Here is a 22260-nt window from a genome sequence, read left to right on the forward strand (position 1 = left end):
CGTGGTCTCCATCAGACGTCGATCGCGGTGACGGACCCCGCGCGCTTGCGCAACTCGAACTTCTGGATCTTTCCCGTCGATGTCTTCGGCAGTTCGCAGAACTCGATCGCGCGCGGCACCTTGAAGCCGGCGAGATGCTTCTTGCAATGCGCGATCAACTCTTCCGCGCTCGCGTGCGCGCCGCTTTTCAATTCGACGAAAGCGCAGGGCGTCTCGCCCCAGCGCGTATCGGGCTTCGCGACGACCGCGACGGCAAGCACCGCCGGATGCCGGTACAGCACGTCCTCCACTTCGATGCTCGATATGTTCTCGCCGCCCGAGATGATGATGTCCTTGCTGCGATCCTTGATGCGTACATAGCCGTCCGGATACGCGACGGCGAGATCGCCGGTATGGAACCAGCCGCCGCGAAACGCTTCTTCGGTCGCGGCCGCGTTCTTCAGATAACCCTTCATCGCGATGTTGCCGCGGAACATGATCTCGCCGATGGTCTCGCCATCGGAAGGCACGAGTTCCATCGATATCGGATCGCGCACCGTGACCGCATCCTGCAAGTGATAGCGCACGCCTTGCCGCGCATTCAAGCGCGCGCGCTCGCCCATATCGAGCGCGCTCCATTCGGCCTGCTGCGGGCAGACCGTGGCCGGGCCATAAACTTCCGTGAGCCCGTACACATGCGTCAGTTCGAAGCCCATGCGCTCCATGCCTTCGATCATCGCGGCGGGCGGCGCGGCGCCCGCGACCATCGCATGGACTTTCTGATCGAAGCCGGTCTTCATGTCGTCGGGCGCGTTGACGAGCAGGTTCTGCACGATCGGCGCGCCGCAATAATGCGTGACGCGCTCGCTGCGAATCAGATCGAAGATGGTCTTCGCATCGACGCGGCGCAGGCACACGTTCACGCCCGCGCGCGCGGCGACGGTCCACGGAAAGCACCAGCCGTTGCAATGGAACATGGGCAGCGTCCACAAGTACACGGCATGCTTCGGCATGTCCCATTCGAGGATATTGCTCACCGCATTCGTATACGCGCCGCGATGGTGATACACGACGCCCTTCGGATTGCCTGTCGTGCCCGACGTGTAATTCAGACAGATTGCGTTCCACTCGTCGGATGGCGGCGACCATTCGTATGCGGGATCGCCGCTCGCGAGCAGCGCTTCGTATTCGATTTCGCCGATGCGCTCGCCCGCGCCCGCGTACTGCGGATCGTCGACATCGATGACCAGCACGTCCTGCGGCACGTCTTTCAGCGCGCGGCGCATCACGTCCGAGAACTCGCGATCGACGAGCACCGCCTTCGCTTCGCCGTGCGTGAGCATGAACGCGAGCGTGGCGGCGTCGAGCCGCGTGTTGAGCGTGTTGAGCACGGCGCCCGTCATCGGCACGCCGAAGTGCGCTTCGACCATTTCGGGCGTGTTCGGCAGCATCGCGGCGACGGTATCGCCGAGGCCGATGCCGCGTGCCGCCAGCGCCGATGCGAGCCGCCGCGTGCGCGCGTAGGTGTCGGCCCAGTTGCGCCGGACATCGCCGTGCACGATAGCGGGAAGCGTCGGATATACGGACGCCGCGCGCTCGATGAACATGAGCGGCGTCAGCGCCGCGTAGTTGGCGGCAGTTTTGGGAAGGCCATCGTCGTACATGCTGGCGGTCATGATTGTCTCCTCGGGCGCGAATCTATCGGATGGCGTCAGTGTCGCTCACGTTTCTTAGAAGATCGTTATCACGCGCGCAACTTACGTTAGCCTGACGCTCCGACTCATGGTTTGCCCTGATCAGCCGAGATCGTCGAGCTTGACTTCGAAGCCCCGCTTCACGCCCGGGCGCGCGAAAAGCGCCTCGTACCAGCGCTTGACGTTAGGGTAATCATCGAGCGAAACCTGATGACGTTCATGCCGCCACGCCCAGCCGAGAATCGCGAAATCCGCGACGGACATATCGCCCGCGACGCATTCCACTTGCGCGAGGCGCTTGTCGAGCACGCCGTACAGGCGGCGCGTTTCGTCGGAATAGCGCTTCAAACCATAACGCCGGTCGCTTTCCGCTTCGACCATGCGGAAGTGATGCACCTGTCCCGGCATCGGGCCGAAGCCGCCCATCTGCCACATCAGCCATTCGAGCACGGGCACGCGATCGCGCAAACTCGCGGGCAGAAACTTGCCCGTCTTCTCGCCGAGATAGAGCAGGATCGCGCCGGACTCGAACACGCTGATCGGCTGGCCGTCGGGTCCGTCCGGATCGACGATCGCCGGAATGCGATTGTTCGGGCTGATGCGCAGAAACTCAGGCGTATGCTGCTCGCCCTTCGTGATGTTCACCGTTTTCACGGTGTACGGCAGTTGCATTTCCTCCAGCGCGACGCTGATCTTGCGTCCGTTGGGCGTGTTCCATGTATGCAGTTCGATGGTCATGGCAATCCGTCCCGTTCAGGTCAATGCAGGCGAGACGTGACGCGCGAAGCCCGGACGCTGCGTGATGCCCACATACCAGCGTTCGAGTTCGGGAAGCGCGGGGCGAACCAGCTCCGCGATGCCGAACCAGCGGCGCGCATACGCGGCGACGACGAGATCGGCGAGCGTGAACGTGTTGCCTTCGAGATAGTCGCGGCCCTTCAGATGCGCATCGATAACGCGCCAGAGCTTTTCCACCTCGCTCGCGGCGGCAGCGAGTTGCTGCGCATCGCGATCCGCGGCACTCGTGCGGATATAGCCCCAGAAAACCGGACGTTCGGCGGGTTGCAGGGTCGAAAGCGTCCAGTCGAGCCAGCGGTCCGCGCTCGCGCGTACTTTCGGCTCGGCGGGATAGAGCGTGCTGGCACCGCCGTATTGCATCGCGAGATAGCGAATGATCGAGTTCGACTCCCACAGCACGAAGTCGCCGTCGACGAGCGTGGGCACGCGGCCCATCGGGTTCATCGCGAGATAGTCGGGCTCGTTGTTGCGCCCGAATTGCAGGCCCGCGTCGATGCGCTCGTACGCGAGCCCCAGTTCATCGCAGCACCACAACACTTTCTGCACATTGACCGAGTTGGCCCGGCCCCAGATCGTCAGCATTCGATGTCTTCCTCCGTACTTGTCGAAGGATCCATCTTAGCTGTGTTTCGCGTTTTGCTTCAGTCGATGTGCGCCGCGAAACCGGTCTTTCCGGCTGCGAGTTCGTCGCGCAGCGTGAGCTGAGGAATCGCGTAGTCGCCGTGATTCTGCTTGCGGAATGCAATGGGCGCATCGTCCCAGAGACGGTCGAGACGCCGGCCGAGGGCATCGTATGTGGCTTGCAGGCGCGCTTCATCCATGCGATGCGTTTCATAGAGAACGAACGGCGGCAGCACATCGAAGCCTGGATAAAAAAGCATGCCGTGCTGGATGTGAAAGAGAATATCGTCGATGGGTCCGTTGATGCCGCGCGGACTGTAATGCGATTCCCAACCGCCCGTCGTGACGACGATCATCGCGCGCTTGCCCGCCATCAGACCTTCGCCGTAGCGGTCGCCCCAATGCGTGTCCGAATGCTCGCCGACGCCGTAGCCGAAGCCGTACGCATAGACGCGCTCGACCCAGCCCTTCATGATCGCGGGCATCGAGAACCACCACATCGGAAATTGCAGGATCAGCGCGTCGGCCCAGCGCAGCTTGTCCTGCTCCAGCTCGATGTCGCGGCTTTGCAGGCCGTTTTCGAACGCGTGCTTCGAATCGAGGCTCGCGTGAAACGGCGTATCGGCGTTGCGGTCGCGCACGTCGTTCGCATCGAGCGGCGCCTTCCAGTTCATTGCATACAGGTCGGAGACTTGCACGCTATGGCCGTTCGCGCGCAAACGCTCGACGGTGAAATCATTGATGGCGCCGTTCAGCGAGCGGCGTTCCGGATGGGCATACACGATCAGCACATTCATGAGGCTTTCTCCACTTCGTTTCTGGAATGGAGACCAGCTTAAGAGCCTCTCGGGTATATTGGAAATGAATATCTGAAATTGCAGGAATTGCCATGACTAATACCTTGAGAAGGCTCGATCTGAACTTGCTTCTCACGCTCGACGTTTTGCTTGCCGAACAGAACGTCACGCGTGCAGCCGAGCGCCTTCATTTTTCGCAACCTTCCGTGAGCGTGCATCTGTCGAAGCTGCGCGACATCTTCGGCGATCCTCTGCTGTTGCCCGGCCCGCGTGGCATGCGCCCGACAGCGCGAGCGGAAAGTCTGCGGGAGCCGTTGCGCGAAGCGCTGGCATCGCTCGAACGCGCGGTGTCGCCGGAAGCCGCGTTCGATCCCGCCATCGCCGACAACACATGGCGCATCGCCGCCACTGACTACAGCGAATCGACCGTGCTGCTGCCTGCGTTGAGCGGCTTGCGCGCCGCCGCGCCGCACACGCGGATCGCCGTGCTGGAGATGTTGCCGCCGCGTCTTGCGAAGCAGGCGGAGAACGGCGAGATCGATCTCGCGTTTCACATCACATCGCCCGAGATGGCCAATTTTCATCAGCAAGCGCTCTTCACGGAAAGCTATGTGCTCGTGGGACGCAAGGATCATCCGCGATTGAAGCGGCGTCCGACGCTCGCGCAGTTCTGCGCACTGGAGCATGTGATCGTGTCGCCCGATGGCGGCGGATTCTTCGGCCCGACGGATGACACGCTCGCAACGTTCGGCATGAAGCGGCACGTCGCGCTGTCGGTGCCGCACTTCCTCTTCGTGCGCTCCGTGCTCGCGACGACCGATCTGGTTTCGATGCAACCGGCGAGGCTCGCGAAGCGCTGGCCGGAGTTGCGCATCGTCGCGCCGCCCGTCGACGTGCCCGGCTACGAGATGTCGATGTACTGGCATGAACGCGTGCATCGCGATCCTGCGCATCGATGGCTGCGTGAGTTCATCGCGCAAGCTGTTTGAAAGAATGACGCTGCATTGATGATCTTTTCGCATGATCGTCTTTATCGTTATTACTGATTCAGTGCTCGAAAGGCGAGTGCTACTGTTTGTCGGCAAATCCTTAATTGCTGCATGTGTCATGTGTCTGGCTGGCGTCGCTCCACGATCGAATACACAGAGGAGACTGATGATGTCAAAGCGCAAGACGTGGCGGGGAATGAGTACCGTCATTGCAACGGGTACGGCGATGGCGGCCTTGAGTCTCACGGTCACGGCGCACGCGGCAGGGGAGCCGATAAAGATCGGCGTCATCAGCGAAGAGTCCGCGGTGGCGGGCGCTTCGATCAGCAAGGCCGCGCAACTCGCAGCGGAGGAGATCAACGCGAAGGGCGGTGTCGATGGCCGGCAAATCCAGATCATCGCGTATGACGATCACTCGTCGGCATCGGACGGCGTGCGTGCCTTTCAGCGCGCCGCGAGTCAGGACAAGGTGGTCGCGATCATCGGCAGCTACATCAGCGAAGTCGCGCTCGCGATGGAGCCATGGTCCGCGCGCCTGAAGATGCCTTTCATCACGCCGGGCGCGGCGAGCAACGAAATCTCGAAGCGCGTGCATGACGACTACGATCACTACAAGTACACCTTCCACGGCTGGATGACGTCTGCGTTCATCGCGCAATCGATCTGCGATTTCTCGCATGACGTGCTTGTCGGCGAGTTCAAGATGAAGACGACCGTCGTGATGAGCGAGGACGCCGCGTGGACCAAGCCGCTCGACGAGCGCTACCTCGAGTGCCTGCCGAAAGCGGGCCTCAAGGTGCTGGATCACATCCGCTTCAATCCGGACACGTCGGACTTCACGCCGATCTTCAACCAGATCGAAGCGAAGCATCCGGACACGATCACGACGGGCATCAGCCATGTCGGCGTGCAGCCGACCGCCCAGTGGCACGATCAGCAAGTGCCGATTCCGATGTCGGGCCAAAGCTCGCAAGCGACGACCACGAGCTTCTGGAAGGACACCAACGGCGCGACCGAAGGTGTGATCACCGCATCGGCGGCGGCGCCGGGCGTCGCGTTGACGCCGAAGACCGTGCCCTTCGTCGAGTCGTATCAGAAGCACTTTGCCGGCGTATCGCCCGCGTATGACGGCTTCACGAGCTATGACCTCGTGTACATCATCGCGGATGCGATTCATCGCAATGAAGGCTCGACCGATCCCGACAAGATGGTCGATGCGCTCGAAAAGACCGACTATGTCGGCACCATCGGACGCTGGCAGTTCTACGGCAAGAACGATCAGTTCACGCACGCGTTGAAGTACGGCGAAGGCTATATCACCGGCATCAACCTGCAATGGCAGAACGGCAAGCAAGTGGCGATATGGCCGAAGTCGGTGGCGAACGCAAAGGTCAAGTTTCCGGCCTTCGTGAAGGTGCAGGCAGCCGCGAACTAAGCGCGTTTGCGTCGTCGCGACGCGCGTGCGCTGCCGATAGCGCGCACCTTGCGGCGCATGTTGCGGGGACCGGTTCCACGTTGGCATCGACATGGAAGACATAAAGGGCCGCTATGTTGCCACTGCAAATACTCATCGATGGCTTCGCGATCAGCTCGCTCTACGCGCTCGGCGCGATCGGCTTCACGCTGATATTCGGCGTATCCGGCGTGCTCAATCTCGCGCATGGCGGCGTGATGCTGGTATCCGCGCTGCTCGGCTGGGCGCTCGCGGGCGAAGCCGGATTGGGCACCTATCTCGGCACGCCGCTCGGCGTGGTCTGCGGGATGATTGCCGCATACGTCACCTATTTCATGGTGGTGCGGCCCATTCAACGCTCGACTGCGATCCCGCGTGAAGAGAAAGAGATCTTCGTGCTCACGGGCACGCTGCTCTGGGGCATCATGATCCAGCAGGGCATGGCGTATCTCTTCTCCGATAACCCCATCACGATGCGTCCGCTGATTCCCGGCATCGCGAGCGTCGCGGGCGTGCGCGTGCCCTATAACGAGATCATGATCGCGGTCGTGTGCTGGGTCGTGATCGGATTGCTGTGGCTCTTCGTGAATCGCACGAAGGCGGGCAAGGCGCTGCTCGCGGCGTCGATGAATCCGCGCGGTCTCACGCTGCTCGGCTTCGAGTTGTCGAATATCTATCTGCTCGCGTGGACCATCTACGGTGTGCTCGCGGGCATCGCGGGCGTGCTGCTCGCATCGTTCCTTGGCGTGAGCACGAACAACACCGGACAGCTCACGGCGAGCGCGTTTTCCATCGTCGTGCTCGGCGGCCTGGGCAGCGTGTCGGGCTCGTTGATGGCCGCGTATGTCGTGGGTTATCTGGAGACCGTCACGGCGTACCTCATCTCGCCGACGCTGCGGCCATTGCCCGCGCTGCTGCTGCTCGTGCTCGTCGTATATGTGCGGCCGCAAGGCTTTCTCGGACGGCGCTAATCATGAAAGACATCGTTCGTTCGCGCTTGATCTGGTCCGCGGTCCTGCTCGCGATCGTCGCCGCGACGCTGCCGTGGTGGCTCACCGGGTATATCCTCGGCGTGCTGACGGTCGCGTATTACTTCGGCGTCTTCGCGATGTCGTGGGACTTGCTCTTCGGCTTCGCGGGCGAAGTCAATTTCGGACCGACGTTCCTGATCGGGCTCGGAGCGTATTCCGCCGCGATACTGAACGCGCACGCCGCCGCGCCGATACCGGTATGCGTGATGGCCGGCGGCCTCGTCGCGCTCGTCGGCGGCCTGCTGCTCGCCGTGCCCGCATTGCGATTGCGCGGACCGTACTTCGGTCTCGTCACGCTCGTCGCGGTGTTGCTGCTGCAGAACGCGATCGTGATCTTCGCGGGCGTCACCGGCGGCGAGATCGGCATGATGGTGCCCGACGTGATGTCCGTCGATGCGAGCCACAACTACTGGATCGCGCTCGCGTTCCTCATCGTCTGCGCGATCATTCTGTTCGGCCTGTCGCGCTCGGCCATCGGTCTCATTCTGCAGGCGAGCGGGCAGGATACCGTCGGCGCGCAGGCGCTCGGCTTCAACGTCGTGAAGCACAAGCTCGCGGCGTTCTGCATCAGCGCGGTGTTCTCAGGCGTCGCGGGCGCGATGCTCGTGTTCTATCAGGGCACGGCGTCGGTGAGCACGGTGGTCGATATCGGCATCGGCGTGCAGATCATCATCGCGGCTGTGCTCGGCGGCCGGCGCACGATACTCGGCGCGGTGCTCGGCTCGATCTTTCTCATCGTCGCGGGCGAATTCCTGCGTCCGCTCGGGCAGATCAATACGTTCGTGGTCGCGGCTGTCGCGCTCGCGGTCATCCTGTTCTTTCCCGATGGATTGCTCGGCAACATCCTGCGTGTGAGGGAGCGCGAATGAGCGATACACCTTTGCTTTCGGTGCGCGGCCTCACGAAGCGCTTCGGCGGTCTCGTCGCGGTGAAGGACATCGGCTTCGATATCGAGCCCGGCGAGATACTCGGCCTCATCGGTCCGAACGGTTCCGGCAAGTCGACGGTGATGAAGCTCATCATGGGCATCGAGCGGCCCAACGCGGGATCGATCAAGGTCGATGGCGTCGAGATGGCCGGATGGCTGCCGCATCGAATCGCGCGCGCGGGCGTGGGCATCGTGTTCCAGCATTCGCGGCCGCTGCATCGGCAGACAGTGCTCGAACACATCAAGCTCGCGCTATTGCCGGATTCGCTCGTGAAGCTCGCCGCCGATCCGCATGTGAATCGCCGCGCACGCGAGATCGCGGAGCGCGTCGGACTCGGCAAGGTGATGCATCGTCATCCGGCGACGCTGCCCTTCGCCGATCTGCGTCGCATGGAGATGGCAAAGGCGATCGCACGCGATCCGCGTGTCGTGCTCGTCGACGAGCCTTTCGCGGGTCTCACCGCTGCCGAATCGGAAGCGTTCTCCGAACTGATTCGCGGCTTTCGCGCGGAAGGGCGCGCGGTGCTGCTCGTCGATCACAACGTGAAGAGTCTCGCGGCGCTCGCGGATCGCGTGCTTGCGATGTATCTCGGCGAGTACGTCGCGGAAGGCACCGCCGAAGAAGTGATGCAGAACGAGACCGTGCGGCGCGTCTATCTCGGCGGCAAGATCGAGGCACGCGAGCGTGGCGCGGAAGTCGTGAGCAACAAGCCGTCGATTCTTCAGGTCGAGAGCGTCGGCGTGTTGTACGGCAAGGCGCGCGCGCTCGATAGCGTGGACATGCATGTGCGCGAAGGCGAATTCGTATCGGTCGTCGGATTGAACGGCGCGGGCAAGACGACGCTCTTCAATGCGATTTCCGGACTCGTGGCGTATCACGGAACCATTCGCTACGGCTCGCGCGATTTGAAAGGCATGAGCGGCGCGGCGATCGCGCGTGGCGGCATCGTGCAGTGCCCGGAGACGCGCGAGCTGTTCGGCGACATGACCGTGCGCGAGAATCTCGATCTCGGCGGCTATCATCTTTCCGACAAGATGCGCGCCGATCAGCTCAAGTGGCTCTTCGAACTCTTTCCGATACTCGAATCGCGTCAGGCGCAGACCGCGCGCACGTTATCGGGCGGCGAGCAGCAGATGCTCGCGATCGCACGCGCGCTGATGATGCAGCCGAAGCTCCTCATCCTCGATGAGCCGACGCTCGGCCTCGCGCCGGTGATTCTCGAGCAACTGTCGAAGGCGATGGAACGGCTGCAGAAGACCACGCCGATCACCGTGCTGCTGGGCGAGCAGAACGTGACGTTCGCGTTGCCCCATGCGGACCGCGTGTATGTGCTCGAACATGCGCGCATCGTGTGGGAGGGCAGTCCGTCGCGCTTCGAGAAGGAGATGGGACGAGGCTTTCTCGAAGCGGTGCGGTCGGAGCCAGCGCAAATTGCGCAGGCGAAAGTTTGAAGCGTAGCGCGCGCAACTAAACACGCGCGCCTTGTTGCCTGAAACGCCACACGTATTGCACCGAATGGGCATCGCGTCATTTGATGTGTTAAAAAACCGCGAGCTTTCGATGCGTCGCGCCAAGCTGCTTCAGCCAAGACAGTTATCTGAAAGGCGACGCGTCGAAGCCATGAAAAACGGCTAACGAATACGCGCTCCCAATACATCATGAAGACATTCACATCGCGTGCCATCGCGGGCATCGGCGCGTCGGTCGTCGCGCTCGCGTGTCAATCCGCATTCGCGCAAAGCTCGGTCACGCTGTACGGCGTCGCCGATGTCAGCGTGCGTTACCTCACGAACGCCAACGCCAACAACGACGGCAAGCTGTTCATGACGAACGGCGCCATTACCAATAGCCGCATCGGCTTCAAAGGCGTCGAAGATCTCGGTGGCGGCCTGAAAGCGATCTTCCAGCTGGAAAGCGGCGTGGAACTGGAAAACGGCCAATACTCCGACAGCGCTCGCGCATTCAATCGCGCGGCTTTCGTCGGCCTGTCGAATCCATATGGCACGCTGACGCTCGGCCGTCAGAAGACGCCGCTCTTCGACATGCTCGGTGACGTCTACGATCCGCTCACGGTCGGCAATTACTTCGAGAACGCATGGTTGCCGGTTGCGTTGGGCGCGGGTCTCTATGCGGATAACGCCGTCAAGTACAACGGCACGTTCGCGGGCCTCACGATCGGCGCGATGTACTCGTTCGGCACGAACTATACGTCGACGGGCGCGGGCGGCTTCTCGGGCCAGGTTCCGGGTCATATGGGCGCGGGCAACATGTACGGCTTCACGGCGTCGTATGCGATGGGCCCGCTGTCCATCGGCGGCGGCTATCAGCAGAACAGCGACAACGCCGCGAACAAGCAGAAGATCTGGAACGCGAACGCGGTCTATGCGATCGGCGCGGCGAAGCTCTATGTCGGCTATCTGCATTCGACCGATGACACCGGCTTCGTCGACAGCATCCTGCAACAGCGTGGCCTCGTATCGGGCACGGATATTCTGAAAGGCTCGGGCCGTCGCGACGATGGCCCGTTCGCGGGCGTCACCTATCAGGTCACGCCGGCGCTGTTGCTCACGGGCGCGTTCTACTACGACCACATGAAGAACGCGGCCATCGGCGGGGGCGCGACGGGCAGCGGCAATCGCTATACGGGTGTCGCGCTGGCGGAGTACGCGCTGTCGAAGCGCACGGAAGTCTACGGCACCGTGGACTTCAACAAGGTGACGGGCGCGGCGGATGTCGAACTGCCGGGCCGCTCGAATCAGACCGGCGTGTCGATCGGCTTGCGCAATATCTTCTGATGACGCTTCAGCGCACGCGCAATGTATAGCGCGTGCGCTGACGATACACGTCGCCGGGCCGCAAGACAGCGCGCTCGCTGTCTTGCATGTTGATCTCGTTGGGAAAGCCGCCCGCTTCCAGGCACAGTCCCGCCTGCTTGCGATAACGCGAACCGCCGCGCGCGGGCACATCTTCCAGATAATTCCCCGAGTAGAACTGCAAGCCGCGCGCATCGGTCGACACGCTCAGTTCGCGTCCGCTCGATGGATCGAACAGCACAGCGACCGTGCGCGGTTCGTTCGCTTGGTCGCTCAACACGTAGCAATGATCGAAGCCGCCCGCGATCGCGAGTTGCGGATGAACCGCCTCGAGACGCGTACCGATCGATGCAGGCGCGCGCAAATCGAACGCGCTGTCCCCGACGCTTTCGCGCGCGATTGGAATCGAGGTCGCATCGATTGCGAAGTACGTATCCGATGCAATCGATATCTCGTGGCCGCGAATGCTCGCGCCGTCGTTCAAATTGAAGTACGCGTGATTGGTCAGGTTGATGGGCGTCGGCGCATCGGTGCGAGCTTCGTAATCGATCGATAACGTGCCGTCGTCATCGAGCGCATAGCGCACGGTCACATCCACATTGCCGGGAAAGCCAGAAGCGCCCGCAGGCGATTGCAGCGTCATGACGAGCGCGCCGTTCGCCGCCTGCACACGCCACATCTGCCGATGAAAACCCGCCGAGCCGCCATGCAGAAGATTCGCGCCTTCGTTGCGCTCCGCCTGATGCGCGATGCCATCGAGCACGAAGCGCGCATCGCGGATGCGATTCGCCCAGCGCCCGATGATCGCGCCCATGAACGCGCTGCCGTTGCGGTAATCGTCGGGCATGTCGTGACCGAGCAGGACATTGGCGAGATGTCCATCGCGATCGGGCGCGAGCCATGAAACGAGCGTCGCGCCGAGGTCGCTGATATCGACAGACATGCCCGATGCATTGCGCAACGTGTAGCGATTCGCGTCAGCCCAGGGGCGAACGTCGATGGAAGAAGAGGTCGTCATGCGCGAGATCATCTCATGGCCGCGCCGCGACTTCATCGAGATGCAGCAGTAAGTCCGCTGGATCTTCATACACGCGCAACGCGCCGGAGCGCTCGAGTTCATCGCTGCCATAACCGCCCGACAGCAAGCCGACGCCGAGCGAGCGGCAACGGCGCGCGGCCAGCATGTCCCAGATGCTGTCGCCGACGACGACCGTATGCTCGATCGGCACGTTCAGACGCTCGGCGGCGGCGAGGAACAGATCCGGATCGGGCTTTGCGTACTTCACCATGTCGCGCGTAACGACCACTTGCTTCGACGGATCGACGCCCAATGCCTCGAGATTGACCTGCGCGGTTTCCATGCGCCCGCTCGTCGCGATGGCCCAGCGCGTGCCGGCCTTCGTCAACGCTTGCAGCAACTCGCGCGCGCCGGGCAGCGGACACACCTGCGCGCGCAGCCGCTTGTACGCCTCCGCATGCAACTGCCGCAGCCGCTCGACGCGATCCGCGCTGATCTCGCCGTGCGTCTCGCGCAGTAACTGATTGGTGAAGAGTCCGCCGCTCATGCCGATCTTGCGGTGAATGCGCCACACCGACAACTCGATGCCCTCGGCGTCGAGCGCTTCTTTCCACGCGAGCACATGTTGATAGACGCTGTCGACGAGCGTGCCGTCGAGGTCGAATAGAAATGATGTTTCGATGCGCATGATCTGCTCCCTTTGATCGAGTTCGGGCGTGTCGTATCGCTTCATCATACGCACGATCGGGCAAACAGGCTGCTCCAGGTGCGATAATGGATGTTTGCGCCGCGAGCCGGTTATATCGCGGAATCGCCGCATGAAGTCCCTGAATTTTGCATCAATTACGCATCACGGAGCCTATCTTGACCCGCATCGACAATCCCTCCCGCGATCAGGAGGCAGGCGTGGCCGACTCCACGCAAGACACGACCCGCATCGACGATACGCGCATCGGCGCGGTGCGTCCGCTGATCTCGCCCGCGTTGCTGCTCGATGAACTGCCGGTCACGCCCGGCGTGCAGACCCTCGTCGAGGAAAGCCGCGCGGCCATTGCGAATATTCTGCATGGCCGCGATGACAGGCTCGTCGTCGTCATCGGTCCGTGTTCCATCCACGATCACGATCAGGCGATGGAATACGCAGAGCGTCTGAAGAAAGTGGCGTACGAACTGCGTAACGATCTCTTCATCGTGATGCGCGTGTACTTCGAAAAGCCGCGCACGACGGTAGGCTGGAAGGGCTATATCAACGATCCGCGTCTCGATGGCAGCTTCCGCATCAACGAAGGGCTGCGCCGCGCGCGCGAACTGCTTCTCGACATCAGCGGCCTCGGTCTGCCCACCGCGACCGAGTTCCTCGATCTGCTCAGCCCGCAATACATCGCCGATCTCATCGCGTGGGGCGCGATCGGCGCGCGCACGACGGAGAGCCAGAGTCATCGTCAGCTTGCGTCGGGGCTTTCTTGTCCAATCGGCTTCAAGAACGGCACCGATGGCGGCGTGCAGGTTGCCGCCGACGCAATCGTCGCGGCGCGCGCGAGCCACGCGTTCATGGGCATGACAAAGATGGGCATGGCGGCGATCTTCGAGACGCGCGGAAACGACGACTGCCACGTCATTCTGCGCGGCGGCAAGAAGGGGCCGAACTACGACGCCGAAAGCGTCGCGGCGGCGTGCGGCGCGCTCGCCAAGCTCGGCCAGCGCGAACAGGTGATGATCGATTGCTCGCACGCCAACTCGAACAAGTCGCATCTGCGTCAGGTCGATGTCGCGCAGGACATCGCGCGGCAACTGGAGGCGGGCGAACGGCGCATTACCGGCGTGATGATCGAGAGTCATCTGGAAGAGGGCCGTCAGGATCAGAAGCCGGGCGTGCCGCTCAAGCACGGCGTATCGATCACCGATGCATGCCTTGGCTGGACGCAAAGCGAACCTGTGCTCGAACTGCTCGCTCAAGCAGTGAGAAAACGCCGCGCGGGCTGATGACAAGAAGCGTGGGCGCGGCAAGGGAAGCGTTTCCGTTCGCCGCAATCACGGCGACGACGGGCGATGCATCGAAGTTCGATGATCGCGTGATGTGACAAGCCCCTACCGCGCCACCGCCGCATTCAGCGCATTGAGCAACGCCAGCGGATCGAATGGCTTCTTCAACTGAATCGACTTCGGCAATGCGCGACGCTCGTCCTCGCTGAGCGCGAGGTCGTAGCCCGTCACGAACACGACGCCCAGTCCCGGCGTTTTGCGGCACGCCGCGATAGCCAGTTCCACGCCGGACTGCCCGGCAAGATCCACATCCGTCAGCAGCAATTCGAAGCGATGCTCGCGCATGAGCGCCAGCGCTTCATCGACGCTGCCCGCTTCCGTCAGATCCAGCCCGAAGGTGCGCAGCAATTCGGCGGTGCTATCGCGCACGAGTTCGTTATCTTCGACGAACAGCACGCGCATTCGCGAGAGCGCATCGTTTTGCGCGACGCTCGGCACGCTGACATCGGCGCTGGCAGGCGCGCCCGCCGATGCCCTCATGCGTTGTCCCAGCACCTGCCGCACCTTGCGCGCCAAAGCCTCATGCGTATAAGGCTTGCTCAGCAGATCGATGCCTTCGTCGAGCCGCCCCGCATGCACGATCGCGTTGTCCGTATAGCCCGACGTGAACAGCACCGCGATACCCGGCACGCGTTCACGCGCCTTGCGCGCCATTTCGTTGCTGCGCAGCGGGCCGGGCATCACGACATCGGTGAAGAGCAGATCGACGGGCACGCCGCTTTCGACGATCGCCAGCGCGCTCTGCGCGTCCTTTGCCCGCAATACGCGATAGCCGAGATCCGCGAGCATCTCGACGACGGTCGCGCGCACTTCCTCATCGTCCTCGACGACGAGAATGGTCTCGCTGCCGCCCTTGGCCGGACCGGCATCGATGGTCGTTTCGATATCCTCTTCCTCGCGCGCGCGCGGCAGATAGATACGCACCGTCGTACCGTGCCCTTGCTCGCTGTACACCTTCACGTGGCCGCCGGACTGCTTGACGAAGCCGTACACCATCGAAAGGCCGAGGCCCGTGCCTTGTCCTTCGCGCTTGGTCGTGAAGAACGGTTCGAACGCGCGTTCCTGCACTTCGGGCGACATGCCCGAACCGGTGTCGGTCACGGCGACCATCACGTACTGGCCGGGCGCGACGTCGGCGTTGCGCATCGCGTAGGTTTCGTCGAGCGATGCATTGCCGGCTTCGATCGTGAGCTTGCCGTGACCGTTCATCGCGTCGCGTGCGTTGATCGCGAGATTGAGCAGCGCGTTCTCGACCTGGAATGGATCGACGAGCGTATTCCACAATCCGCCCGACACGATGGTTTCGATCTCGATGCCATCGCCGAGCGCACGGCGGAACATGTCGTCGAGGCCGCGCACGAAGCGGCCCAGATTCACGACCTTCGGCGCGAGCGGCTGGCGTCGGCCGAACGCGAGCAATTGCGACGCGAGATTCGCGCCGCGCGCGACGCCCGCGAGCGCGCTTCGCACGCGCTGCTCGGGCTTGTCCTGTCCGGCGACGTCTTTCGCGAGCAATTGCAGATTGCCGCCGATCACCTGCAGCAGATTGTTGAAGTCGTGCGCGACGCCGCCCGTCAGTTTGCCGATGGCTTCCATCTTTTGCGCCATGCGCAGCGCTTCTTCGGCGTGGCGCAGCGCGTCGGCGGTTTCGCGGTCGGATGTGACGTCGCGGCCCACGCCATGAATGCGCCGCGTGGCCGGATCGAGCGATACGGTCCACGCGATCCAGCGCCAGCCGCCGTCCGAACGGTTCATCCGGCATTCGTAGCGCACCGGCAAGCCGTTCGCGCGCAGCTTGCCGAGTTCCTCGGCGGCGGCGGGCGCGTCGTCGGGATGAAGGAGGTCCATCACCGTGTGCGAATGCAGGCGCTGCGAGTCGAAGCCGAGCACCGTCGTCCATGAAGGACTCACGCGCAGCAGCGCGCCCTCGAAGCTCGCGACGAAGAACAGATCTTCGCTCAACTCCCACAAACGATCGCGATCCGCGACGGCATCCGCGACGCGGCGTTCCAGCGTTTCGTTCAGATCGCGCAGCGCGTCCTGCGCCTTCGTGCGCTGGGCGATCTCGTCCTGCGCGGCCTGAAAGAGCCGTGCATTGTCGATGGCGATCGCCGCTTGCGACGCGATGCCCGTCAGAATGCGCTCCGAGCGCTCCGTGAAGACGCCCGGCTCGGGATGCCCGAAGAACAGCCCGCCGAGCACTTCGCCCGTGCGCGAGAGGACCGGCGCGGCGAGATAGCTGCACACGGCGAGATGGCCCTTCGGCATGCCGTGATGCGGCGCGTTGTGTCCATAGCGCGGATCTTTCGTGATGTCGTCCGAGCGCACGATGCCTTCGCCCGCGAACGTCGGACCGAATACGGCCGTGTTGCGCGGCATCGGAAATTTGGCGAACGTATCCTTCGGCACGCCCGACAGGGTGTAGAGCGTGTAGCTGCCGCCCTTGTCGTCGAGCACGTTGTAGAAGAACGAGCCGAAGGCGGCGCCGGTCAGCTCCGTCGCGGCATCGACGACGACCTGCACCGCGCGGCTCAGATCGAGTTCGCCCGCGACCGCCGTGCCGACGCGATTGAGAATCTCCAGCGTGCGCGATTCGTCGCGCAGCTTCTGTTCGGTCGCGCGACGCAGCCGCGCGAGCCGCAGATTGCTCGCCACGCGCGCGAGCAGTTCGCGTGCGGAAAAGGGCTTGGTCAGATAGTCGTCCGCGCCCGCTTCGAGGCCGTCGACGCGCGCTTCCTCGCCCGCGCGCGCCGAGAGCAGCACGACAGGCGTTTCGCGCAGCGCTTCGTCTTCGCGCAGCGCGCGCACGAGCGCGAAGCCGTCGAGGCGCGGCATCATCACGTCGGAGACGATGACTTCCGGTCGCACGTCGCGCGCGATCGCGAGCGCGGCTTCGCCGTCGGCGGCGACGTTCACGTCGTGGCCCGCCGCGATCAGCATGCGGCGCATGTAGTCGCGCAGATCGGCGTTGTCGTCGACGATCAGCACGCGGCCCGGCAACGCATTGGCGAGCGTCGGGTCGTCGGCCGCGTCCGCGCCGAGCGGCGCGTCTTCCTCGCTTTCGACGACCGGCGGCTCTCCGTCCGGCATCCAGCGCATGGCGGCATCGACATACGAGCGCGCGCGGATGCTCGCTTCGGCATGGGGCGCGGCTTGCGCATCGAACGCCGATTCGCGCGACGAGGGCAGCGTGACGGTGAAGCACGCGCCTTCGCCGAGCGTGCTTTGCACGCGGATCATGCCGCCGTGCAGCTTGACGAGCTCGTGCACCATCGCAAGGCCGATGCCGCTGCCTTCCACCGAGCGGCCCGCCGCGCCCGTCACGCGATGGAAGCGCTCGAACACGCGCGTGAGCTCGTCTTCGGGAATGCCGATGCCGGTATCGCGCACGCTCATTTCGATGCTGCGATCGGCGTTCGCGTGCAGCGAGATGCGGATGGCGCCATCGAACGTGAACTTGAACGCGTTCGACAGCAGGTTCATCACGATCTTTTCCCACATGTCGCGGTCGATGTCCGCGATCACCGGCGCCTGCGCGATATCGATCTCGAGGCGCAGGCCGGCCGTTTCGATCGCCGAGCGAAACAGCGACGCGAGCTCGGCGGTGAATACGGCGATATCGGTCGGCTGACGATGCATCTCGATGCGCCCGGCCTCGATGCGCGAGAAATCCAGCAGCGCGTTGACGAGCTTCAGGAGTCGCAGGCCATTGCGATGCATGATCTCGACGAGCCGCAAATCCTCGCGGCCTACGCGTCCGGGACTGGCCAGCAGTTCTTCGAGCGGACCGAGCATAAGCGTGAGCGGTGTCCTGAACTCGTGGCTGATGTTGGAGAAGAACGTGGTTTTCGCGCGGTCGATTTCGGCGAGCGCTTCGGCGCGGCGGCGCTCTTCCTCGTACGCGTGCGCATAGCCGATCGCCGCGCCGATCTGGCCCGCGACCAGATTCATGAACGCGCGATAGGCGTCGTCGAAAAGCCGGTAGGGGTTCAACGCCGCGATCAGCACGCCCGCGCGGCCCGTCTCGCCCGAAGGCGCGATGGGCGCGAGCACCGCGCTCGAAGGCGCGACGTTCCACGCGCCGGTCGGCAACGGCGCATCGACGAGGCGTTCGAGGTTCGTCACCACGCGCGCCTGGCCGTCGCGCAGCACGCTTTGAAACGGCCACAGCTCCGCGTGCGACGCATGCAGCGTTGCGGGCGCGGCCGCATGGCCCGGCGCGATGCCGCACGCTCCGGCGAGCGTCGCCATGTCGCCGCCCGGCTCGGCGATGTAGAGCAGCGCGAAGGGCATGTCGCGCGATGCGCCTTCGAGCGCGTTCATCGACAGTTCGCATGCCTCGCGCCACGAGCGCGCATCCGCCGCCGATGCGGCCAGCTCGCGCAGCACGTTAAGTTGACGTTCGCCGAGGACGCGCTGCGTGTCGTCGCTGTTCGCGCAGATGATGCCGCCCGCGCCGCCGCGGTCATCGGGAATCGGGCTATAGGAGAACGTGTAATACGTTTCCTCGGGAAAGCCGTTGCGCTCCATGATGAGGAGCTTCTGTTCGACGAATGTCCCTTCGATGCCCGCGAGCGCCGTGTCGAGCAGCGGGCCGATATCGTTCCAGATTTCGCGCCACACGACCGAGGTCGGCTGGCCGAGCGCATGCGGATGCTTGCCGCCGATGATCGACTTGTACGCGTCGTTGTAAAAGAAAAGCAGGTCCGACCCCCAGCCGACCCAGATCGGCTGGCGCGACGTCAGCATGATGCGGATGGCCGTCTTGAGACTTTGCGGCCAGTTTTCGGGCGAGCCGAGCGCGGTCTGCGTCCAGTCGAAACCGCGGATAAGCGCGCCCATTTCGCCGCCGCCCAGGAGGAAGCTCGGGTCGAGCCCGTTCATCCTCGTATCCGCGATCAGGTTTTCGGCTTTCATCGACGCTTGATCTCCTCGCCCGGCCTCTCGATGGGGCGATGCAGGTTTGTCAGGGACGCTGCCCGTCGTAGGGTTCGAATCGTTCATGTGCGCTTCCGGACGCGGGTGCGAACGATACCGGATTCTCGCACGGAAAACCCATTTTCTTGCAATGGCCGCACGCGCGTCAGCCCCGTCCTGCAAGGCGTTCGGGACAGTGCGGCACGGGATTTGCTAGACGTGTCGCTCAAATCGATAACGTGCGCGTGACCGTCAGGCGCCAGCATCACATCAAGCGAAACCATGTCCAGACCGATGCCTAAAGCCCCCTCGACATCAGGCGCAGGCGCGCACGAAGACTTCGATATCTACGCGTCGTATGTGGTGAATGCGACGGGCCTGCACATCGGCACGCTGAAGGTCGTGAGAAAGCGCGACAAGCGCGTGCTCTATCCGTTCGATGGCTGCGAGACCATCGGCCCGTTCGAATCGAGCGAGGACGCGCGGCGGGCGGCCGAAGCGCTCGGCCACCGCATCGTCGCCGCGGATCTCGCCAATCCCGAGCCATGATCCGCGCTCGCGCATTGTCCTATGACATGCGCTTTCGACGCAGGCGGAACGTCTCATCCCCGTGAGCGCGTCGAGGCTGCGAGCCGCGCGGTAAGAAGCCCCGGCGAGTCCACAGACGATCGGCAAGAATGGCCCGCGCGCTCGGGAAAACCCCAGCGCCGTCATCGTCCTAGGACATGCCAGGCAAGCGGCATGCGTCTGTATCTTGATCTCAAGGCGGTGCATGGCGCGCGAACTCGAGCGCAGCACCGGGTCCATGACGCATCCGGAAGACGACTATGAGTGACGTGCAACCATCCACGAGGCAGGGTCAACACGCGGCGCCCGATGAGACGCCCTCGCGCGCGCCGATTCGACGCGCCATGGCCGCCTCGGCAATAGGCAATGCGACCGAGTGGTTCGACTACGGCATCTACAGCTACGGCCTGACCTACATTTCGGCCGCGCTCTTTCCCGGCAGTACCGCGCAAGCCACGCTCTTCGCCCTCGCCACGTTCGCGATTTCGTTTCTCGTGCGTCCGCTCGGCGGCCTCTTCTGGGGACCGCTCGGCGATCGTCTCGGCCGCAAGCATGTGCTCGCGCTGACCATCATCATCATGTCGATGGCGACGCTGCTCGTCGGCTTGCTGCCTTCATATGGAAGCATCGGCATATGGGCGCCCGTGGCGCTCGTCGCGTTGCGCATGATCCAGGGCTTCTCGACGGGCGGCGAGTATGGTGGCGCGGCCACGTTCATGGCCGAATACGCGCCCGATCACAAGCGCGGCTTTTGCGGCAGCTTTCTCGAATTCGGCACGCTCGCGGGCTTTTCGCTCGGCGCGTTCCTGATGCTCGGCTGCTCGGTGCTGCTCGGCAACGACGCGATGCACGCGTGGGGATGGCGCCTGCCGTTTCTCGTCGCGGCGCCGCTCGGTCTCATCGGACTGTATCTGCGCTCGAAGATGGAGGACACGCCGGTGTTTCGCGAATGCGCCGAAGCGGCGGAGCGAGAGCATCAGACGGGTGTGTCGTTGGGCGAACTGTTCGCGAGCTACTGGAAGCCGCTCTTGCAGCTCGGCGGGCTCGTCGTCGCGCTCAACGTCGTGAACTACGTGCTGCTCGCCTATATGCCGACGTTCATGAAGAAGGAGCTCGGCATGAGCGACAACCTCTCGCTGCTGCTGCCGCTCATCGGCATGCTGTCGATGATGGTGCTGCTGCCGTTCGCGGGCGCGCTGTCGGATCGTATCGGACGCAAGAAGGTGTGGTGGCTTTCGCTCGTCGGCATCTTCGTCGCGGCCGTGCCGATGTTCTCGCTGATGACCCATGGCATTGCCGGCGCGCTGATCGGACTTGCGGTGCTGGGGCTGCTGTATGTGCCGCAACTCGCGAGCATCTCCGCGATGTTTCCGGCGATGTTCCCGACGCAGGCGCGGTATGCGGGGATGGCGATCGCCTATAACGTGTCGACGTCGATCTTCGGCGGCACCGCGCCGATGGTCACCGATTGGCTGATCGGACGCACAGGCAGCACGCTGGTGCCGGCGTATTACATGATGGGGGCTTGTGCGGTTGGCGCGGTTGCGTTGGTGTTCGTTACCGAGACGGTCGGGTGTTCGCTGCGCGGGCGGGGGATTCCTGGGGCCGGGACTGGTGCTGGTGCCGGGACGCAGCGGGACGATATGGCGCATGACGTGTTGCCCGAGCATCGGCATGCTTGATGTTTTTTTCGCCGGATCCCGTTTTCGCGTTGGACTATTAGCACAGGGGCAACGCTAATAAGCCGAAAGCAAAACGGGATCCGGCGAAATCCACCGTAGAGAAAGCAAACCTCAGTGCGCCACTTTCACCTTATTGTTCCCACTCAAAACCCGCGCCTGCAGCAAGATCACGAGCAGTAGAAACGCACCGCGAATCACCGACTGCCAGTAGGCGGAAAGCGAAATGAACCCGAGCCCGTTCTCGAAGTTGAGCAGATTGAACACGAGCCCGAGCAACGCGACGCCCGCGACGGTCATCGCGATGGACCCATCGCCGCCGGTCAGTCGCGTGCCACCGAGGACGACCGCGGAAATCGCGAACAGCTCCCATCCGACGCCTTCATTCGGCTGTCCGGCGCCGAACTGCGCGGCCAGAATCGCACCGGCGATGCCCGCAAGCAAGCCGCTCAGCGCATACACCATGACGAGCGTGCGGTCCACGTTCAAGCCCATCAGCCGCGACGCTTCCTCACTTCCGCCGATGGCGAGCGCATGCCGCCCGAAGCGCGAACTGCGCAGCGCGATCCATCCGGCAAACGCGGTCAGCGCCGACACGATGCCCGGTATCGGCAAGCCGAACAGATCGCCCTGACCGAATGCGGCGAAGTTCGAATCCGATGAAATGCCGACCGCGTCGTTATGCCCGAGCAGCAACGCAAGCCCATGCGCGCCGAGACTCGTCGCGAGCGTGACGATGAACGGCAGGATCCGCATATGCGTGATGACGAGCCCGTTGAGCACGCCCACCGCGAGGCCTGCGAGCGAGCCGGCAAGCACCGCGGGGGGGGGGGGCCGGGGGGGGGGGGGGGGGCCCCCCCCCCCCCCCCCGCCCCCGCCCCCCCCCCCCCCCCCGCCCCCCCCCCCCCCCCCGCTTGCATCACCCCCCCGCC

At 63.6% G+C, this 22260-nt stretch carries 17 protein-coding genes; 9 read left to right on the forward strand and 8 right to left on the reverse strand.

Features of this window, described 5'->3' with window-relative positions; genetic code table 11:
- Positions 1-11 precede the first annotated feature (11 nt).
- From NCS67_RS25785 to NCS67_RS25800, 4 genes are all read right to left on the reverse strand, one after another.
- Positions 12-1655 carry an acyl-CoA synthetase gene (locus NCS67_RS25785; RefSeq protein WP_250437180.1) on the reverse strand — a complete coding sequence of 548 codons (1644 nt, stop codon included), beginning with the start codon at positions 1653-1655 and terminating at the stop codon, positions 12-14.
- A gap of 120 nt (positions 1656-1775) precedes the next feature.
- Entirely contained in the window at positions 1776-2411 is a 636-nt protein-coding gene (locus tag NCS67_RS25790) for a glutathione S-transferase family protein (protein ID WP_175980593.1), read from the reverse strand.
- A 15-nt stretch (positions 2412-2426) separates the two neighbouring features.
- The gene (locus NCS67_RS25795; protein ID WP_250437182.1) at positions 2427-3053 is read right to left on the reverse strand and encodes a glutathione S-transferase family protein; all 627 of its coding nucleotides are present in this window, start codon (positions 3051-3053) and stop codon (positions 2427-2429) included.
- A 59-nt stretch (positions 3054-3112) separates the two neighbouring features.
- A complete protein-coding gene (locus NCS67_RS25800; protein WP_175980597.1) occupies positions 3113-3889 on the reverse strand; it encodes an NAD(P)H-dependent oxidoreductase in 777 nt (258 codons plus the stop codon).
- A gap of 92 nt (positions 3890-3981) precedes the next feature.
- On the opposite strand from NCS67_RS25800, the gene NCS67_RS25805 reads away from it, so the two are divergent.
- From NCS67_RS25805 to NCS67_RS25830, 6 genes are all read left to right on the forward strand, one after another.
- The gene (locus tag NCS67_RS25805; protein WP_008347704.1) at positions 3982-4878 is read left to right on the forward strand and encodes a LysR family transcriptional regulator; all 897 of its coding nucleotides are present in this window, start codon (positions 3982-3984) and stop codon (positions 4876-4878) included.
- 196 nt (positions 4879-5074) lie between these two features.
- Positions 5075-6313, forward strand: a complete 1239-nt coding sequence (locus NCS67_RS25810; protein WP_502801875.1) for an ABC transporter substrate-binding protein — start codon at positions 5075-5077, stop codon at positions 6311-6313.
- A gap of 113 nt (positions 6314-6426) precedes the next feature.
- On the forward strand, positions 6427-7302 hold the full coding sequence (locus tag NCS67_RS25815; protein ID WP_250437186.1) for a branched-chain amino acid ABC transporter permease: 876 nt from the start codon (positions 6427-6429) through the stop codon (positions 7300-7302).
- A 2-nt stretch (positions 7303-7304) separates the two neighbouring features.
- Positions 7305-8231, forward strand: coding sequence for a branched-chain amino acid ABC transporter permease (locus tag NCS67_RS25820; RefSeq protein WP_250437188.1), 927 nt, complete (start codon positions 7305-7307; stop codon positions 8229-8231).
- Complete coding sequence (locus tag NCS67_RS25825; RefSeq protein WP_250437190.1) at positions 8228-9742, forward strand: ATP-binding cassette domain-containing protein; 1515 nt, start codon at positions 8228-8230, stop codon at positions 9740-9742. The genes NCS67_RS25820 and NCS67_RS25825 overlap by 4 nt, the downstream gene beginning before the upstream one ends.
- Positions 9743-9949: 207 nt before the next feature.
- Complete coding sequence (locus NCS67_RS25830; RefSeq protein WP_008347714.1) at positions 9950-11086, forward strand: porin; 1137 nt, start codon at positions 9950-9952, stop codon at positions 11084-11086.
- A gap of 7 nt (positions 11087-11093) precedes the next feature.
- On the opposite strand, the gene NCS67_RS25835 is transcribed toward NCS67_RS25830, so the two are convergent.
- Both NCS67_RS25835 and NCS67_RS25840 read right to left on the reverse strand, forming a co-directional pair.
- A complete protein-coding gene (locus NCS67_RS25835) occupies positions 11094-12122 on the reverse strand; it encodes an aldose epimerase family protein (RefSeq protein WP_250437191.1) in 1029 nt (342 codons plus the stop codon).
- Positions 12123-12135: 13 nt separating this feature from the next.
- Positions 12136-12810: an HAD family hydrolase gene (locus NCS67_RS25840; RefSeq protein WP_250437195.1), complete on the reverse strand. Its 675-nt coding sequence runs from the start codon at positions 12808-12810 to the stop codon at positions 12136-12138.
- A gap of 176 nt (positions 12811-12986) precedes the next feature.
- On the opposite strand from NCS67_RS25840, the gene NCS67_RS25845 reads away from it, so the two are divergent.
- Entirely contained in the window at positions 12987-14105 is a 1119-nt protein-coding gene (locus NCS67_RS25845; protein WP_275445930.1) for a 3-deoxy-7-phosphoheptulonate synthase, read from the forward strand.
- A gap of 105 nt (positions 14106-14210) precedes the next feature.
- Here the strand turns inward: NCS67_RS25845 and NCS67_RS25850 are convergent, their stop codons facing one another.
- Complete coding sequence (locus tag NCS67_RS25850) at positions 14211-19082, reverse strand: response regulator (protein WP_250437192.1); 4872 nt, start codon at positions 19080-19082, stop codon at positions 14211-14213.
- 294 nt (positions 19083-19376) lie between these two features.
- Between NCS67_RS25850 and NCS67_RS25855 the strand changes: the two genes are divergently transcribed.
- Entirely contained in the window at positions 19377-19631 is a 255-nt protein-coding gene (locus NCS67_RS25855; protein ID WP_008347724.1) for a DUF6723 family protein, read from the forward strand.
- 278 nt (positions 19632-19909) lie between these two features.
- Positions 19910-21331, forward strand: coding sequence for an MFS transporter (locus tag NCS67_RS25860; RefSeq protein WP_008347726.1), 1422 nt, complete (start codon positions 19910-19912; stop codon positions 21329-21331).
- A gap of 111 nt (positions 21332-21442) precedes the next feature.
- On the opposite strand, the gene NCS67_RS25865 is transcribed toward NCS67_RS25860, so the two are convergent.
- Positions 21443-22260 (reverse strand): ABC transporter permease (locus NCS67_RS25865; RefSeq protein ID WP_250437193.1); only part of this gene is annotated, 818 nt, incomplete at its 5' end.

Origin of the sequence: Caballeronia sp. ATUFL_F2_KS9A (assembly GCF_023630765.1) — a bacterium.
GTDB lineage: Bacteria > Pseudomonadota > Gammaproteobacteria > Burkholderiales > Burkholderiaceae > Caballeronia > Caballeronia zhejiangensis.

Coding starts and splice junctions, on each gene's coding strand:
- NCS67_RS25785 (WP_250437180.1), bottom strand. CDS start 1,655: ATGACCGCCAGCATGTACGACGATGGCCTTCCCAAAACTGCCGCCAAC.
- NCS67_RS25790 (WP_175980593.1), bottom strand. CDS start 2,411: ATGACCATCGAACTGCATACATGGAACACGCCCAACGGACGCAAGATC.
- NCS67_RS25795 (WP_250437182.1), bottom strand. CDS start 3,053: ATGCTGACGATCTGGGGCCGGGCCAACTCGGTCAATGTGCAGAAAGTG.
- NCS67_RS25800 (WP_175980597.1), bottom strand. CDS start 3,889: ATGAATGTGCTGATCGTGTATGCCCATCCGGAACGCCGCTCGCTGAAC.
- NCS67_RS25805 (WP_008347704.1), top strand. CDS start 3,982: ATGACTAATACCTTGAGAAGGCTCGATCTGAACTTGCTTCTCACGCTC.
- NCS67_RS25810 (WP_502801875.1), top strand. CDS start 5,075: ATGAGTACCGTCATTGCAACGGGTACGGCGATGGCGGCCTTGAGTCTC.
- NCS67_RS25815 (WP_250437186.1), top strand. CDS start 6,427: ATGTTGCCACTGCAAATACTCATCGATGGCTTCGCGATCAGCTCGCTC.
- NCS67_RS25820 (WP_250437188.1), top strand. CDS start 7,305: ATGAAAGACATCGTTCGTTCGCGCTTGATCTGGTCCGCGGTCCTGCTC.
- NCS67_RS25825 (WP_250437190.1), top strand. CDS start 8,228: ATGAGCGATACACCTTTGCTTTCGGTGCGCGGCCTCACGAAGCGCTTC.
- NCS67_RS25830 (WP_008347714.1), top strand. CDS start 9,950: ATGAAGACATTCACATCGCGTGCCATCGCGGGCATCGGCGCGTCGGTC.
- NCS67_RS25835 (WP_250437191.1), bottom strand. CDS start 12,122: ATGACGACCTCTTCTTCCATCGACGTTCGCCCCTGGGCTGACGCGAAT.
- NCS67_RS25840 (WP_250437195.1), bottom strand. CDS start 12,810: ATGCGCATCGAAACATCATTTCTATTCGACCTCGACGGCACGCTCGTC.
- NCS67_RS25850 (WP_250437192.1), bottom strand. CDS start 19,082: ATGAAAGCCGAAAACCTGATCGCGGATACGAGGATGAACGGGCTCGAC.
- NCS67_RS25855 (WP_008347724.1), top strand. CDS start 19,377: ATGCCTAAAGCCCCCTCGACATCAGGCGCAGGCGCGCACGAAGACTTC.
- NCS67_RS25860 (WP_008347726.1), top strand. CDS start 19,910: ATGAGTGACGTGCAACCATCCACGAGGCAGGGTCAACACGCGGCGCCC.